The sequence below is a fragment of the Pseudomonas fluorescens genome (assembly GCF_900215245.1).
Lineage (GTDB): Bacteria > Pseudomonadota > Gammaproteobacteria > Pseudomonadales > Pseudomonadaceae > Aquipseudomonas > Aquipseudomonas fluorescens.
Genome location: NZ_LT907842.1, coordinates 4,118,190 through 4,133,812, shown reverse-complemented (window position 1 = coordinate 4,133,812; position 15,623 = coordinate 4,118,190). Strand labels below are relative to the sequence as shown.

Annotated in this window: 13 protein-coding genes; 7 read left to right on the top strand and 6 right to left on the bottom strand. The window is 60.5% G+C overall.

What is annotated here, in order from left to right; translation table 11 throughout:
* Window positions 1-3: 3 nt before the first annotated feature.
* Entirely contained in the window at window positions 4-891 is an 888-nt protein-coding gene (locus tag CPH89_RS19360; protein WP_053255087.1) for a proline iminopeptidase-family hydrolase, read from the bottom strand.
* 183 nt (window positions 892-1,074) lie between these two features.
* Here CPH89_RS19360 and CPH89_RS19355 point away from each other — a divergent pair, with 183 nt between their 5' ends.
* Window positions 1,075-1,839 (top strand): LuxR family transcriptional regulator, encoded by a 765-nt coding sequence (locus CPH89_RS19355; protein WP_053255086.1) that lies wholly within the window; start codon window positions 1,075-1,077, stop codon window positions 1,837-1,839.
* 93 nt (window positions 1,840-1,932) lie between these two features.
* Window positions 1,933-2,865: a proline iminopeptidase-family hydrolase gene (locus CPH89_RS19350; protein WP_053255085.1), complete on the top strand. Its 933-nt coding sequence runs from the start codon at window positions 1,933-1,935 to the stop codon at window positions 2,863-2,865.
* A 937-nt stretch (window positions 2,866-3,802) separates the two neighbouring features.
* Here the strand turns inward: CPH89_RS19350 and CPH89_RS19340 are convergent.
* Entirely contained in the window at window positions 3,803-5,305 is a 1,503-nt protein-coding gene (locus CPH89_RS19340; RefSeq protein WP_053255084.1) for a nucleobase:cation symporter-2 family protein, read from the bottom strand.
* Between the two features lie 158 nt (window positions 5,306-5,463).
* On the opposite strand from CPH89_RS19340, the gene CPH89_RS19335 reads away from it, so the two are divergent.
* Window positions 5,464-6,297 carry a nucleoside-binding protein gene (locus tag CPH89_RS19335; RefSeq protein WP_053255083.1) on the top strand — a complete coding sequence of 278 codons (834 nt, stop codon included), beginning with the start codon at window positions 5,464-5,466 and terminating at the stop codon, window positions 6,295-6,297.
* A gap of 129 nt (window positions 6,298-6,426) precedes the next feature.
* Here CPH89_RS19335 and punC read toward each other — a convergent pair whose 3' ends face one another.
* On the bottom strand, window positions 6,427-7,611 hold the full coding sequence (gene punC / locus CPH89_RS19330) for a purine nucleoside transporter PunC (protein WP_053255082.1): 1,185 nt from the start codon (window positions 7,609-7,611) through the stop codon (window positions 6,427-6,429).
* Between the two features lie 122 nt (window positions 7,612-7,733).
* Here punC and punR point away from each other — a divergent pair, with 122 nt between their 5' ends.
* A complete protein-coding gene (gene punR / locus CPH89_RS19325; RefSeq protein WP_053255081.1) occupies window positions 7,734-8,648 on the top strand; it encodes a DNA-binding transcriptional activator PunR in 915 nt (304 codons plus the stop codon).
* A gap of 118 nt (window positions 8,649-8,766) precedes the next feature.
* On the opposite strand, the gene CPH89_RS19320 is transcribed toward punR, so the two are convergent.
* Window positions 8,767-9,936, bottom strand: coding sequence for an aspartate aminotransferase family protein (locus CPH89_RS19320; RefSeq protein WP_053255080.1), 1,170 nt, complete (start codon window positions 9,934-9,936; stop codon window positions 8,767-8,769).
* A gap of 103 nt (window positions 9,937-10,039) precedes the next feature.
* Here CPH89_RS19320 and CPH89_RS19315 point away from each other — a divergent pair, with 103 nt between their 5' ends.
* A complete protein-coding gene (locus CPH89_RS19315) occupies window positions 10,040-10,945 on the top strand; it encodes a LysR family transcriptional regulator (protein WP_053255079.1) in 906 nt (301 codons plus the stop codon).
* On the opposite strand, the gene CPH89_RS19310 is transcribed toward CPH89_RS19315, so the two are convergent.
* Together CPH89_RS19310 and fabV are read right to left on the bottom strand one after the other, a co-directional pair.
* Entirely contained in the window at window positions 10,942-11,565 is a 624-nt protein-coding gene (locus tag CPH89_RS19310) for an HAD family hydrolase (RefSeq protein WP_053255078.1), read from the bottom strand. The genes CPH89_RS19315 and CPH89_RS19310 overlap by 4 nt on opposite strands.
* Before the next feature lie 238 nt (window positions 11,566-11,803).
* Complete coding sequence (gene fabV / locus CPH89_RS19305) at window positions 11,804-12,997, bottom strand: enoyl-ACP reductase FabV (protein ID WP_053255077.1); 1,194 nt, start codon at window positions 12,995-12,997, stop codon at window positions 11,804-11,806.
* A gap of 275 nt (window positions 12,998-13,272) precedes the next feature.
* On the opposite strand from fabV, the gene CPH89_RS19300 reads away from it, so the two are divergent.
* On the top strand, window positions 13,273-14,097 hold the full coding sequence (locus tag CPH89_RS19300; protein WP_053255076.1) for an aspartyl/asparaginyl beta-hydroxylase domain-containing protein: 825 nt from the start codon (window positions 13,273-13,275) through the stop codon (window positions 14,095-14,097).
* A gap of 149 nt (window positions 14,098-14,246) precedes the next feature.
* The gene (gene ppnN / locus CPH89_RS19295) at window positions 14,247-15,620 is read left to right on the top strand and encodes a nucleotide 5'-monophosphate nucleosidase PpnN (RefSeq protein ID WP_053255075.1); all 1,374 of its coding nucleotides are present in this window, start codon (window positions 14,247-14,249) and stop codon (window positions 15,618-15,620) included.
* Window positions 15,621-15,623: the final 3 nt, after the last annotated feature.

The window sequence follows — 15,623 nt, the reverse complement described above, 5'->3', positions numbered from 1 at the left end:
CCGTCAGCCTCGATGGCGAGCGAGGAAGTCCAGCAGCACCGGGAAGTACGCCTGGGGTTCCTCATAAAAGGGCATGTGGCTGCTGTTCGGAAACACCTGTAATTCGGCATGCCTGGCGGCCAGCTTCATGCGATGGGCGCAGGCCGGCGTGAGTTCATCATGCTGACCCGTGGTGATCAGTATTGGCATCTTGAAGTCAGCCATTTCGGGGATGCGGTTCCAATCCTTGAGGTTACCGATATACAGGAATTCGTTGGGGCCCTGCATGGCTTCGTAGGGGCCCATGTTCCAGTCGCCGAGGGAGCGCTTGACCGGCTCCGGCCATTCGTCCAGACGGCAGACGTGACGGTAGTTGAGCAAGGTAATCGCGGCCTGGTACTGCGGATGGTCCAGGGTGCCCATGGCTTCATGACGCTGCATCATGGCCACGGTTTCACTGCCGAGGGCACCGCGCAGGCGCTCGAGCTCCTGGGACAGGTGCGGAATGTCGCCGACGGTGTTTTCGAGGATCAGGCTTTTCAGTGCGTTGGGGTAATGGATGGCGTATTCGATGCCCAGCCAGCCGCCCCAGGAATGCCCCAGCAAGTGCACGCGACCGAGGCCCAGTGCACGGCGCACGGTCTCAACTTCTTCGACATAACGGCTGATTTCCCACAAGGAAACATCAGTCGGTCTGGCTGATGCGCCGGTGCCAAGCTGGTCGAATGCAACCACTCGCAGGTTATGGTCTTTGAGCCAGCCATGGGCGTCGCGCAAGTAGTCACACGGCAAGCCTGGGCCGCCATTGAGACACAACAGCACCTCATCGCCGTCGCCAAAGCTGTAGGCCACGACGTTATGGCCGTCGACTTGCACGTTGTACTGCTGGTCGGGGGCAGTTTCACGCCACATGCTTACATTCCTTGTGTTGGATCGGCCGGGTAGTCAGCGGCCGTTTATGTGGCCAACACTACCGAGGATGCCGTGCGTCCATAACCTAGTATTTCTTATAGGTTTGGCCTGGCAGTCCTTCGCCGGGGCGTGGCATTCTACTTGCCGCAAGTCGAGATTCAAATGAATTCGGGAGCAGAACGGATGCTGGCCAAGCTAACCGCCTTCAATAACCGTCTGATGCCAGGCAGGAGCCTGGAGGAACAGATGGACAACACGTTTATCCTCGCCCAACAATTGGGTTTCGATGCGCTGGTGTACGACTACACGCCAGTGCCCATCGACCAGGACGGTTCACTGATCACGCCGTCGGTGCTGGAGCTGCGCAACACGCCGCCGGACTGGCACGCGTTATGGTGCCGCGAAGGGTTTTACCAGATCGATCCGGTGCAACACCTGGCCCTGAGCACGGTGTCGCCGTTTGTCTGGTCCTATGAAGCAAAAGCCCAGACCGCACTGCAAAAAATCATCGACCCCTGCCATGCGCCGGTGTCCACTTACCTGCATGAACGCCAACTGACCTGCGGGGTCAGCGTGCCCATCCATCTGCCGCGCGGCGGTTTCGCCTCACTGACCGGCCTGCGTACCGGCAACGCCAGCACGGTATTGAATGATGCCCAGCAGACCCTGGCGGATTTCAGCCTGATTACCCATGCCTTGCAGGAAGCGGCCTACCCGTTGTTCAGCAAAGAGCTACGGACCTACCCGCATATTCATCTGACCAAACGCGAGCGCGAATGCCTGAAATGGGCCGCCGAAGGCTTGACCGCCGCCGAAATCGCCGCGCAATTGAGCCGTTCACTGGCGGTGGTCACCCTGCACCTGGCCTCGGCAATGCACAAACTGGGGGCCAAAAACCGCGTCCAGGCGGTGGTCCGCGCCACCCATTACCGCTTGCTGGAAGATTGAACCGTCGGAAAAACCTAGCTGTTTTGCTAGTTACTTAAACGTTGCGTGCCGACTATCGTAGCCCTGATCCTTTTTTTCAGAGCAGGGTACGAAATGGAATTCATCGAGAAGATGCGCGAAGGCTATGCGGCCTTCGGCGCCTACCAGACTTGGTACCGCGTCACCGGCGACCTGACCACCGGCCGTACACCGTTGGTGATCATCCACGGCGGCCCTGGTTGCACCCATGACTATGTCGACGCGTTCAAGGACGTTGCCGCCAGCGGTCATGCGGTTATCCACTACGACCAACTGGGCAATGGCCGCTCCACACACCTACCGGAAAAAGATGCGTCTTTCTGGACCATCGAGCTGTTCCTCGCAGAGCTGAACAACCTGCTGGACCACCTGCAGATCAGCGACAATTACGCGATCCTCGGGCAATCCTGGGGCGGCATGCTCGGCAGCGAGCACGCGATTCTGCAACCCAAAGGCCTGCGCGCATTCATCCCGGCCAACTCGCCGACGTGCATGCGTACCTGGGTCAGCGAAGCCAACCGCCTGCGCCAACTGTTGCCTGAAGGCGTGCATGAAACCCTGCTCAAACACGAACAGGCCGGTACCTACCAAGACCCGGAATACCTCGCCGCCTCGCGGGTTTTCTATGACCAGCACGTGTGCCGCGTCATCCCGTGGCCGGAAGAAGTGGCGCGCACCTTCGCGGCGGTGGATTCGGACCCGACGGTGTACCACGCCATGAGCGGCCCGACGGAGTTCCATGTGATCGGCAGCTTGAAGGACTGGAACGTGATTGGCCGGCTGTCGGCGATCAATGTGCCCACCCTGGTGATCTCCGGCCGGCACGACGAAGCCACGCCATTGGTGGTTAAACCGTTCCTGGATGAGATCGCGGACGTGCGTTGGGCGCTGTTTGAAGACTCCAGCCACATGCCCCATGTGGAAGAACGCCAGGCGTGCATGGGGACCGTGGTGAAGTTTCTGGATGAGGCCTGCTCGGTGCCGCACCCGGCACTCAAAGCGGGTTGAGATCCTGCTAGCTGTATTTAGCTATCTTTTTTTACGGGTTGTCGGGGGCGCTGAGTACATATCCGTTGTTTGGGTCACGGCCGCAATGGGTTCCGCCCTTACGGCGGGTCACTTTGGAAAAGCCCCAAAGTAACCAAAGGGCTCTTGCCCCACCACTCGGCACCTCGCCTGGGCTCGGTGTGCCCTCACGCAGGCTTTGGACCGTGGGCCGCCGCCATGGGCCATCCTTGGCCCATCGCGGCTAAACCGGCGTCCTGCCGGTTTACCCACGCTCCAAAGCCTGCGTTCGGCCAGCGTGGTTAACGGGGCGCCTAAGATCAAGATCAAAGTCAAAAGCAAAGCACGGCGGCCTGACAGCCGACCTGAGTGGTTAGATCAAAAGCACAAGCGAAGTGGTGTGTCAGTTGATGGAGTGGGTGACTGGCACACCGCATTCGCGAGCAAGCCCGCTCCCACATTTGGAACCCATTTCATCCGGTAAACGTGGTGTTGCTGTGCTCTTGCCCTGCTTTTGCTTCTACCACTCAGGTCGGCTGTCAGGCCGCCGTGCTCTGCTTTTGATCTGCTGTTGATCTTGATCTGACAGGCCCCGTTAACCACGCTGGCCGAACGCAGGCTTGAATCCGTGGGTAACCCGGCAGGACGCCGGGTTAGCCGCACTGGGCCAAGGATGGCCCATTGCGGCGGCCCACGGATTCAAGCCGGAGTGAGGGCATGCCGAGCCTAAGCGAGGCACCGAGTGGTGGGGCAAAGCGTTTTTTGGTTACTTTTTTAGGCGTTTGTAAAAAAGTGACCCGCTGTAAGAGCGGAACCCATAGCCGCCGTTACCGCACCAACGGATATATACCCAACCCACCGAAACGCCCCACAGGCCCAGAGCACCCCAAAGCGCTGCGTAAAGACCTATGCCCATGGCAAGCAAACCACCTCCCACCGTTCAGACTTCAGTGGTCTCAGGCTTTACGGACTTCCTGGGCACCTCAGCCACCACCGGAATCTCCTTCCCTTCAGCATCAAACATCTTACCGCCGCTGAAGTAATCCCCATCGCGCAATGCCGCCACATCGTGGAAGTACACACTGCGCTCAGTCCCCGCCACAAACACCGACTGCTGGTCCGAGTTGCCAGCGGTAAAGTGGTTAAACGCCAGATTCAACAGGATCGCCATGATCGCCGACGAACTGATCCCCGAATGGAAAATCGTCGCGAACCAGGTTGGGAAGTGATCGTAAAAGGTCGGTGCGGCGATGGGGATCATGCCGAAACCGATGCTCGTCGCGACGATGATCAGGTTCATGTTGTTGCGGTAATCCACCTTGGACAGCGTGCGAATACCACTGGCCGCCACCGTGCCAAACAGCACAATCCCGGCACCGCCCAGCACCGATGTCGGCACTGCCGCAATCACCCGGCCCATGAAGGGCAGCAGGCCGAGCACGACCAGGAACACCCCGCCCGTTGCCACCACAAACCGACTCTTCACCCCGGTCACCGCCACCAGGCCGACGTTCTGGGCAAACGCACTCTGGGTGAATGAGCCGAAGATCGGCGCGAACATGCTCGATAGCATATCGGCGCGCAAGCCGTTACCGAGGCGCTTGGAATCGACCTTGGTATCGATGATCTCCCCCACCGCCAGAATGTCCGCCGAGGTTTCCACCAAGGTCACCATCACCACGATGCACATGGAAATGATCGCCGCCACATGAAAGGTCGGCACGCCGAAATGAAAGGGTGTGGGGAAACCGAACATCGGCCCCTGGGTCACCCCGGAGAAATCCGCCATGCCGAGGAACACCGCAATCACGGTGCCAATCACCATGGCCAGCAGGATCGACAAACGCGAGATCGTCGCGCTGCCGATCTTGCTCAGCAGCAACACCAGCACCAGCGTCAGTGCAGCCAGGCCGATGTTCGCCATGCTGCCGAAATCCGCCGCACGGCTATTGCCGCCCATGGCCCAGCGTGCCGCCACGGGCATCAATGTGAGGCCGATGGTGGTGATCACGATGCCGGTCACCAGCGGCGGGAAGAACTTGGTGATCCGTGAGAACACCGGCGTAATCAGTAAGCCGATAAACGACGCGGCCATCACCGCCCCGAGAATCGCCGGCACCCCGCCGGCACCATCGCTGCCGACAATCGCCACCATGGTTGCCACACCGGCAAACGACACACCCTGCACCAGCGGCAACTGGCAGCCAAAAAACGGCAAGCCCAGGGTTTGCAGCAGCGTGGCCAGGCCACCGGCGAACAGCGATGCGGCGATCAACAGGCCGATATCCGCCGGCGACAAACCGGCCGCCTGGCCGACGATCAACGGTACAGCGACGATGCCGCCGTACATGGTGAGCACATGCTGCAGGCCGTAAGCCATGTTGGCCGCGACGCCGAGATTCTCATCTTCTGGCCGTTGCGGTGACGCCTTCGGGATAGTCATGGTGAGGGGTTCTCTGTTTTTGTTGTGCGAGCACTGTATGCAATGTTTGGACTGCGTGTCCATAGAGTTGTATACAATCAATCGAACAAGATACCCTCCGTCGGCGTTACAAAAACAATTCGGCCGTCATGAGCCAGAACGCCAAAGGACCTGAAACAATGAAAAAGGCATTACAGGGCGCAACCGTTGCATTGACCCTTCTCGGCGGCGGGGAGGCTGTCGCGGTGGAATGGATGAACAACAGCGTAGGGTTTCGCTACGGCCAACACTTCACCAATCCGAATAACCCCGACGATTTCAGCAAGCGCATCTACAGCTTTACCCACGCCAGCGGCTACCGCTACGGCAGCAACTACCTGAACCTTGATGTGTTCCTGTCCGACAGCCATGACCCGCGCAAGGGCACCGACCGGGGTGGCAGCGAGGTCTACGCGGTGTATCGACACCAGTTGTATGCCTCACGGGTCCTGGATGTGCCGCTGGGCACCGGGCTGATCAAGGACTACGCCCTGACGCTGGGCTTTGACGCCAACCGCAACAACAACGCTGCTTCAGCGAAAAAGCGCGCACTCGTCATCGGCCCGACCTTGAAGTTCAACACTGTCGGCGTGCTGGACCTGAGCCTGATGTACTACAAAGAAAGGAACCACACCGGCATCCCCGGCGCACGCGAGTCGAATCACACCTTCGACGACACCTACATGCTCAACCTGACGTGGCTGCGCCCCTTTGAAATCGCCAACCACGCGGCGAAATTCCAGGGATTTATCAATTACGTCGGGGACAAGGGCGAGGACTACCATGGCCGCGACACCGCGCCGGAAACCCTGATGCGCACCGCGCTGATGGTGGCGGTGCGGCCCGGTAAAAGCGTGAAGCCGAACCTGTATCTCGGGGTGGGTTATGAATACTGGCACAACAAGTTTGGCGTGGATGGCGGGCTGGGCACGCGGACATCGACGCCGACGGTGAATATGGAAGTGACGTTCTAGCACGGGAGAAACCGAATCAAACTGTGGGAGCTGGCTTGCCTGCGATGCGGTCAACTCGATACATCAGGAGCACCGAGTCGATACAATCGCAGCGGTTCGACGGTCCGACAAGCCAGCTCCCACATCAGCTCAGGCGTTTGCGAGTTCCGAGTTGTCTGCCTTCGGTCGCGCCAGCCAGTAACCCAACACGGCCAATGGCGCGGTGGCGAGCATCACGATCACGGTGATCAGCAACGGCTGGTCGATCATCGACGACACCAGCAAGCTGCTCAGAAAGCACAGCCCCAGTTGCAGGGTGTTCTGCAGCGCAGCGGCCTTGCCGGAATTTTCCGCAAAGGGCATCAGCGCATTCGCCACCACGATGGGGTAGCTCGCACCGTTGACCAAGGCCATCAGGCAGAAGGGAATCAGCAAGGTGGTCAGGGTCGGCACGGTCAGGGTCGCGACCAGGTACAACGCCACCATGCTGATGCAATAAGCCACCAGCAACCACGGCAGCAAGACTTTGCCCTGGCAGTGCTGCAACGCGCTGCGGCAACTGTAGCCGCCCACCAGAAAGGCCAAGGTCGGCAATACGTAGCTAAGGCCAATGTCGTTCGGGCTGTAGCCCATATCGCCGAGGATGAAGGGCGACGCGGTCAGCCAGGCGAAGAAACTTGCCGAGCACGCGGCGAAGATCATCACGTTGCCGGTAAACACGCGGGAGGTCAGCAACTGCCCGTAACCGAGGCGCGAAGGTTCGCCCTCTTCTGCCCGACGTTTCGGCATCTTGCGCAGGAACAACGTCGGCAGCAGCAACAGCAGCGACACGCCCAGCAACACCCCGAAGATCGCCTGCCAACCCAAGTGATTCAACACCATCGCGCCCAGCAGCGGCGCCAGGGCCGGCGACAGCGACATCAGCGGCATGATGCTGGCGAACACGCGATGGGCCTTGTCGGCCGGGTAGCGGTCAATCACCAGCGCTTGCCAACTGACCGCGGCAGAACACACGCCAATCGCCTGCATAAAGCGCAGCGCCAACAGTTGCGGCGCCGTTTCGACCCAGAACATGCCCAGGCAACCCAACACAAACAGGCTCAAGCCCGTCACCAGGATCGGCTTGCGCCCCAGGCGGTCGGACAACGGCCCCCACAGCAACTGCCCCACCGCGAAGCCGGCGAGAAAAATGCTCAAGCTGGCGCCCACCGCGCCCGCACCAATCTGCAACTGCTCGCCCATTGCGCCGAACGCCGGCAAGTACATGTCCATGGCGAGATAACCGAGCATGCTCAGCCCCGCCAGATACCAAGTGAAGCCAAAAGAATTTTTCATTGAAGCCTTGTTAATCCTGCCATCAAACTATTTGCTGACTGGCGCTCATTATGAAGCTGACAGTTTCTGTGTGAAGCGATAATAATTGGACACTCTTATCAAATATTTTGAAGGCAGCGCTAATGTGGTCTGAATACTCGCTGGACGTCGTGGATGCCGTGGCCCGCCACGGCAGCTTCAGCGCCGCCGCGCAGGAACTGCATCGCGTACCGTCGGCCATCAGCTACACGGTGCGCCAGCTTGAGGAATGGCTGGCGGTGCCGTTGTTTGTGCGGCGCCATCGCGACGTAGAACTGACCCCGGCCGGCCGTTTATTTATAGATGAAGCCCGCGGCGTGATGAAAAAAATGCTCGGCACACGGCGCTTGTGTCAGCAGGTGGCGAATGGCTGGAGCGGCCAGTTGAAGGTGGCCGTGGACTCCATCGTCAAACCCCAACGCTGTCGGCAGTTGGTGCTGGATTTCTATCGGCAGTTTCCCGAGGTGGAATTGCTGCTGGAATACGAGGTGTACAACGGCGTGTGGGACGCGCTGGCCGATGAACGCACCGACATCGTGATCGGCGCCACCAGCGCGGTGCCGGTGGCCAGCCGCTTCACGTTTCGCGACATGGGGTTGTTGAACTGGCTGTGCGTGGTCAGCGCGAAGCACCCGCTGGCGACGGCCGCGGGCTTGCTCAGTGATGACCAACTGCGCCCGTTCGCCTCGCTTTGCATGACCGACACTTCGCGCAACCTGCCCAAACGCGACACCTGGACCCTGGATAACCAGCGCCGACTGGTGGTGCCCAATTGGGCCTCGGCCATTGATTGCCTGCGCGATGGCCTGTGTGTCGGCATGGCCCCGGCGCATCAGGTATTGCCGTGGATCGAGCGCGGTGAGCTGGTGGCATTGCAATTAAGCCGGCCGTTCCCGGCCAGCCCATCGTGTGTGGCCTGGGCACAGAACAAGCTGTCCCCGGCGATGGCGTGGCTGCTGGAGTACCTGGGCGATACCGAGACGATGAACCAGGAATGGCTGAATGGCCCGGATGGCTGAAAGTCACGCAGCTCAACTGTGGGAGCTGGCTTGCCGGCGATAGCGGTGTACCAGCCCCTACATTTGGCACAGACAGATCGCTATCGCAGGCAAGCCAGCTCCCACAGTTGATCGGGCTTCAGTCCAACAAGCGGGTGATGGCCCGCACGATCATCTCGACTTCGTTGGCATCCAGCGTCAGCGGCGGTAGCAGGCGAATGATTTTGCCGCGCGTCACATTGATCAACAGCCCGTGTTCCTGCGCTGCGCGCTGGGCCAGGTCGCGATAGGGGCGGGCCAGTTCGATGCCAATCATCAACCCCTGCCCACGAATCGCCGCTACCTGCGCATGCTCGCTCAACGCCACCTGTAACCGCGCCAGCAGCCGTTCGCCCTGTTGCGCAGCGTTCTGCAGCAGGCCCTGCTCTTCAATAATGTCCAGCACCGTGCAGCCCACGCGGCAGGCCAACGGGTTGCCGCCGAACGTGCTGCCGTGGCTACCCGGCGTGAACAACTCAGCCACCGTGGCGCGTGCCAGGCAGGCGCCGATGGGCACGCCGTTGCCGAGGCCTTTGGCCAGGGTCATCACGTCCGGAACAATGCCTTCATGCTGGAACGCAAACCAGCTGCCGGTACGGCCGATGCCGGTCTGTATCTCATCCAGCATCATCAGCCAACCGTGGCGCGAGCAATGCTCGCGCAAGGCTTTGAGGTAGCCGGGCGGCGCGGGTATCACGCCACTTTCGCCCTGGATGGGTTCCAGCAGTACCGCCGCAATGCGTGGGCCGAACGCGTGAGTGAGGGCTTCCAGGGCCGCCAGATCGCCAAAACCGACCTTGAGAAAATCCCCCGGCAAACGCTGAAAGCCCAAGCGCACCGAAGGCCCGTCGCTGGCCGCCATGGTGCCGAGGGTACGCCCGTGAAACGCGTTTTCCATCACCACCACCAGCGGCTCTTCGATGCCTTTTTTCCAGCCATGCAAGCGTGCCAGCTTCAGCGCCGTTTCGTTGGCTTCGGCGCCGGAGTTGTTGAAGAAGGCGCGGTCCAGGCCGGACAACTGGGTCAGGCGCTGGGCCAGGCGTTGCTGCCAGTCGATGCTGTAGAGGTTGGACGTATGCAGCAGCAGGCCCGCCTGTTCACTGATTGCCGTGACCAGCCTTGGGTGGGAATGCCCGACATTGGTCACCGCCACACCGGCCACCGCGTCGAGGTATTCGCGGCCCTGCTGGTCCCACAGGCGCGTGCCCAGGCCACGGGTGAAGCTCAGGGCCAAGGGTTGATACGTGGTCATCAGGCAGGCGGCGGTCATGGTGGCAGGCTCCAGTGCATCGTTGGGATAGGTGCAGTATCGTTAGCCACCTGAGCTGGATAAACTGCACATTCCTGCAATGACTTTAAACCTGGGCTTGATAATGGATCTGTTCCAGGCGATGTCGGTGTACGTGAAAGTGGTGGAGACCGGCAGCATGACCGCCGCCGCGCAGGAATGCGGGATGTCGACCACCATGGTCGGCAATCATTTGCGTGCGCTGGAACAACGGCTGGGGGTCAGCCTGCTCAAGCGCACCACCCGCAAACAAAGCCTCACGGAATTCGGCGGGCAGTATTACCAGCGCTGCCTGGAAGTGCTGGGGCTGGTGGCCGACTCCGAACTGCTGGCGGAGCAGGCCCACAGCGACACCCCCAAAGGCAGCCTGCGAATCACTGCACCACCGGTATTCGGCACCGAACGCCTGACGCCCGCCCTGAGTGAGTTTTCCCAGCGCTACCCGCTGATCAACCTGTACGTGGTGCTGAGCAACGAACGCATGGACCTGGTCGACAGCGGCTTTGACGTGGCGATCCGACTCGGCGAGCTGGAGGCCTCCAGCCTGATCGCGCGGCCCATGCAGGCCTACACCCTGACCCTTTGCGCATCACCTGAGTACCTGGCGCGACGCGGCACGCCGCAGACACCCAGCGACCTGCAGCACCATGACTGCCTGGCGTTCGCCTACCCGGCCAACGACAACTGGCGCGACACCGACAAACTGTGGCGCATGACCGGTGAGGAAGGCGAGGTAGAGGTTCCGGTCTCCGGCTCATTGACCATCAACAGCTCACAAGGCTTGCGCCAGGCGGCGGTAAACGGCATGGGCATCATCATGCTGGCCGATGCCCTGGTGCAACCGGACCTGGAGAGCGGCAAGCTGGTGGCCTTGTTAACCACCTACCAACTGCCCAGCCGGCCGATGCACCTGCTTTACCGACAGGACCGCTACCGCCTGCCCAAACTGCGCGCCTTCGTGGATTTCGCCATGGAAAAATGGGCGCGCTAGAATCTCACGCCCAACTCACGCAAACCTGCCGCCGTACGCTCGGCCGACACATGGTGAATGCCCTGCCAGCCAAGGGCGACAGCGGCGTCGATATTGCCGGCAACATCGTCGATAAACACCAGTTCACGCGGCTCGATATCCGGCAGATGCGCGCGCACCTGGGCCAGGCTCGCCTCATAGATCGCCGCATCCGGCTTGATCTGCTTTAGCTCGCCCGACACCACGATGTCGCGAAAACGCTGCAGGAACGGATAGTTGGCCCGCGCATAGGGGAAGGTTTCAGCGGACCAGTTGGTGAGCCCGAACAGCGGCATATCGGCCGCATGCAAGGCTTCGAGGATCGCCACGCCGTCGGGCAATGAGCCGCGCAGCATCTCGTGCCAGCGCTCGTAATAGGCCTGGATCAAGGCTTGGTGTTGCGGGTATTGCTCAACCAGGTGGCGCGTGCCTTCGGCCAGGCTACGACCGGCGTCCTGCTCGGTGTTCCAGGCCTGGGTGCAAATGGTTTCGAGAAAGTGGTGCCGCTCGTGATCGTCGGTAATCAGCTTGCGGTAGAGGTGCTGCGGGTTCCAGTCGAACAGGACACCGCCGAAATCAAAAACTACTGCACGAATCGTCATCAGATCCTCCGTTGGCGTGGCGTGATAGCCCAAGGAGTCTGGCAGATTGTGAGCGAGGGTGGGAGCGCGAAGGAAAGCAGGAAGGTTGCGATTCACCGAAGGCAAAGGTGGGCGCGGCTGGTGTGGGAGCTGGCTTGCCTGCGATGCAGTCACCTCGGTGTATCCGTTACACCGCGGCGATGCTATCGCGGGCAAGCCCGGCTCCCACACAGGCCCGCGCCCACATTGTTGACGGTGTTTAGGCTTGGACTAAGCCATTGATCTTCACCGTCGGGTTCACATCGGCTTCGTAATCCACACCGTCGACTTCAAAGCCGAACAAGCGCAGGAATTCAGCCTTGTAGCCGGCGAAATCGCTGATCTCGTTGACGTTGTCGTCGGTCACCTGGTTCCACAGCGCCGCTACGGCGTCCTGGACTTTAGGTTCCAGCTCGGCCAGGTCGGCGCGCAGGCGGCCGTCGGCGTCCAGCTTCGGCGCTGTGCCGTACAGGCTGTCCTTGAACAAGCCGTAGACCTGCTCGATGCAGCCTTCGTGGGTGCCCTGCTCTTTCATCACTTTGAACAGCAACGACAGGTACAGCGGCATGATCGGGATCGCCGAGCTCGCCTGGGTAACCACGGCCTTGAGCACCGACACACGGGCATCGCCCTTGAGCGCCGCGAGGTTGTCGCGCAGGGTCAGGACTTTTTTATCCAGATCCTTTTTGGCTTCGCCGATGGAGCCGTTCCAGTAGATGTCCTGGGTCAGCTTCTCGCCCAGGTAGGTGAACGCGGTGGTCTTGGCGCCTTCGGCCAACACGTCCGCATCACGCAGGGCGTCGATCCACAGCTGCCAGTCTTCGCCACCCATGACTTTCACGGTGCCGTCGATTTCTTCCTGGGTCGCAGGCTCGAGGGTGGTGTCGACCACCACGCCTTTATCGGTGTTGATACCGCGCAGGGTCACGGCCTTGCCGATCGGCTTGAGGGTGGAGGTGTGCACCACGCCCTGCGGGTCGGTACGGCGTGGCGCGGCCAGGCTGTAAACCACCAGGTCGATCTTGCCCAGGTCTTTCTTGATGGTTTCGATGGTCAGGCGCTTGATCTCGTCGGAGAACGCGTCGCCGTTGATGCTCTTGGCGTACAGGCCTTTTTCGACGGCAAACTTCTCGAACGCCGCGCTGTTGTACCAGCCGGCGGAGCTCAGCTTGCCTTCTTCGCCTTCTTTCTCAAAAAACACACCCAGGGTGTCGGCGCCGCAGCCAAACGCAGCACTGATGCGCGCGGCCAGGCCGTAACCGGTGGAAGCGCCGAGGACCAGCACCTTCTTTGGGCCGCCTGCAATGGCGCCATGCTGGGTTACGTAGTCGATCTGTTCCTTGACGTTCGCTTCACAGCCCACAGGGTGAGCGGTCACACAGATAAAGCCACGAACCCGCGGTTTGATGATCATAAAATTTCTGCCTCTTCCAAGGTGCCGAAGGCCAATGGTGGCCATTCAACTTCAATCGTACCGGTCTATGACGTCTGAAAAACCGAAGCGTCACGATAGTCGCAAATCTTCTGTTTACAAAATCCAATCAACAAAACCCGATGCACGCCGCACCGTGGGGTTAAAAACTGTGTCGGGCCTTCACAAATTCGCAATATTTAAAACGCCCAGCGCCGTGATAACCCACTATCATGGCGGGATTGTTTCGCTTTGTTTCCGGTCCGGAGCCTCGCTTCATGAGTAAAAGTGCTGTTCAAAAAAAACTGGTCTCAGTCGCCTGGGTTCTCGGCGTTCTGCTGTTCATCTACTGCTTCCCACGCACCAGCCTGGTATTTCTGCTGCTGGTCCTGTTCTGCGGCATTTATGACTTCCTGCGCAACGGCCTGTATGACCGTGACACCATCAAGAAGTACTTCGTCGGCAATGGCCGCAATACCTGGATATTGGCGCCGTTCAACACCCTGTTCGACCTGCTGAGCCTGCGCAACCGCCACGTCTACACCATGCGCGACTTGCCGCCGGCCTGGCGTGAAGACCTGCAACAGGTGATCGACGACGCCATGGCCAACAAGGATGAAATCATCAGCTACCTGGACGAGCGCATGGCCGAGAAAAAACGCGGCATGTTGTTCTTCCAATGGTACGGCCGCCCCATCGAAACCACCCTGGACATCCCGCAACTGCGCAAGAAACTGCCATTTGTGAAGACCATCGGCGTGTCGGTGTTCAACGAAAACCGCTCGACGTCCTTTCACTTCGGCCCACTGCGCATGATGTTCCGCGTGCTCTACAACATGGCGCCGGCGCCTCACCATGAGGGTGTTTACATCCAGGTGGGCAAGCACAAGCACTACTGGCACGACGACCCGCTGTTCATCTTCGATGACACGCTGATGCATGCGTCCTTCAACAAGAACGACGCAAAACGGTACTGCCTGTTCATTGACATCGTTCGTCCGACCTTGCTGCCGTCAGTGCTCAATGCCGTGATCTCGGGTTTTGCCGGGCTGGTCTTTACCCTGCGTCGAGTTTTCTACAAAAACTGGAAGCTGATTCAGTAAGTTCTGCGGCATGATGGTGCTGGACGGAGTTTGCGCATGGCCCCAGGCCTGCCAAACTAACCGTCGCGTGCGACCGAGTTCGGCGCTCACCATTCTCCAGCCACCGCCGCCCACGGCGGGTGCGGTGGCTGTGTTTTCAAGGAATCAGAATGCCCCAACGTCAAGTCATCAATGCCTCCGTCAGCCCCAAGGGCAGCCTCGAAACCCTCTCCCAACGTGAAGTCCAGCAACTGAGTGAAGCCGGAACCGGCAGCATCTACACGCTGTTCCGCCAATGCGCCCTGGCCATCCTCAACACCGGCGCGCATATCGACAACGCCAAGACCATCCTCGACGCTTATCAAGACTTTGAAGTGCGCATCCACCAGCAGGACCGCGGCGTGCGCCTGGAACTGTTGAATGCACCGGCCGACGCGTTCGTCGATGGCGAAATGATCGCCAGCACCCGCGAAATGCTCTTCAGCGCCCTGCGCGACATCGTCTACACCGAGAACGAGCTGGGCAGCCAGCGCATCGACCTGAGCGACTCCCAAGGCATCACCGACTACGTCTTCCACCTGCTGCGCAACGCCCGCACGTTGCGCCCGGGCGTCGAGCCGAAAATCGTGGTGTGCTGGGGCGGGCACTCGATCAATACCGAAGAATACAAATACACCAAGAAAGTCGGCCACGAACTGGGCCTGCGCAGCCTCGACGTATGCACCGGCTGCGGCCCCGGCGTGATGAAAGGCCCGATGAAAGGCGCGACCATTTCCCACGCCAAACAACGCATTACCGGCGGGCGTTACCTGGGCCTGACCGAGCCGGGCATCATCGCGGCCGAAGCCCCGAACCCCATCGTTAACGAACTGGTGATCCTGCCGGACATCGAAAAACGCCTGGAAGCCTTCGTGCGCGTCGGCCACGGCATCATCATCTTCCCGGGCGGCGCCGGCACGGCCGAAGAGTTCCTGTACCTGCTGGGCATCCTGATGCACCCGGACAACCGCGATGTGCCGTTCCCGGTCATCCTCACCGGGCCCAAACACGCCGCGCCGTACCTGCAACAACTGCACGCGTTCGTCGGCGCCACCCTCGGCGAAGCGGCGCAGGCGCACTACCAGATCATCATCGACGACCCGGCCGAAGTGGCCCGCCAGATGACCGTCGGGCTCAAGGCCGTGAAACAGTTCCGTCGCGAACGCAACGACGCGTTCCACTTCAACTGGCTGCTCAAGATCGACGAAGGCTTCCAGCGCCCGTTCGACCCGACTCACGAAAACATGGCCGGCCTGCAGCTGAGCCTTACGCTGCCGCCCCACGAACTGGCGGCCAACCTGCGCCGCGCGTTCTCCGGGATTGTGGCCGGTAACGTCAAGGACAAGGGCATTCGCCTGATCGAACAGCACGGGCCGTATGAGATCCACGGCGACCCGGCCATCATGAAACCGCTGGACGAACTGCTGCAGGCATTTGTCGCCCAACACCGCATGAAATTGCCGGGCGGCGCGGCGTATGTGCCGTGCTATCGCGTGGTTCAGTAAGCG

What these genes read in the sequence shown, in the direction of transcription:
- CPH89_RS19360 (WP_053255087.1), bottom strand. Translation starts at nt 891, where the DNA reads ATGTGGCGTGAAACTGCCCCCGACCAGCAGTACAACGTGCAAGTCGAC.
- CPH89_RS19355 (WP_053255086.1), top strand. Translation starts at nt 1,075, where the DNA reads ATGCTGGCCAAGCTAACCGCCTTCAATAACCGTCTGATGCCAGGCAGG.
- CPH89_RS19350 (WP_053255085.1), top strand. Translation starts at nt 1,933, where the DNA reads ATGGAATTCATCGAGAAGATGCGCGAAGGCTATGCGGCCTTCGGCGCC.
- CPH89_RS19340 (WP_053255084.1), bottom strand. Translation starts at nt 5,305, where the DNA reads ATGACTATCCCGAAGGCGTCACCGCAACGGCCAGAAGATGAGAATCTC.
- CPH89_RS19335 (WP_053255083.1), top strand. Translation starts at nt 5,464, where the DNA reads ATGAAAAAGGCATTACAGGGCGCAACCGTTGCATTGACCCTTCTCGGC.
- punC (WP_053255082.1), bottom strand. Translation starts at nt 7,611, where the DNA reads ATGAAAAATTCTTTTGGCTTCACTTGGTATCTGGCGGGGCTGAGCATG.
- punR (WP_053255081.1), top strand. Translation starts at nt 7,734, where the DNA reads ATGTGGTCTGAATACTCGCTGGACGTCGTGGATGCCGTGGCCCGCCAC.
- CPH89_RS19320 (WP_053255080.1), bottom strand. Translation starts at nt 9,936, where the DNA reads ATGACCGCCGCCTGCCTGATGACCACGTATCAACCCTTGGCCCTGAGC.
- CPH89_RS19315 (WP_053255079.1), top strand. Translation starts at nt 10,040, where the DNA reads ATGGATCTGTTCCAGGCGATGTCGGTGTACGTGAAAGTGGTGGAGACC.
- CPH89_RS19310 (WP_053255078.1), bottom strand. Translation starts at nt 11,565, where the DNA reads ATGACGATTCGTGCAGTAGTTTTTGATTTCGGCGGTGTCCTGTTCGAC.
- fabV (WP_053255077.1), bottom strand. Translation starts at nt 12,997, where the DNA reads ATGATCATCAAACCGCGGGTTCGTGGCTTTATCTGTGTGACCGCTCAC.
- CPH89_RS19300 (WP_053255076.1), top strand. Translation starts at nt 13,273, where the DNA reads ATGAGTAAAAGTGCTGTTCAAAAAAAACTGGTCTCAGTCGCCTGGGTT.
- ppnN (WP_053255075.1), top strand. Translation starts at nt 14,247, where the DNA reads ATGCCCCAACGTCAAGTCATCAATGCCTCCGTCAGCCCCAAGGGCAGC.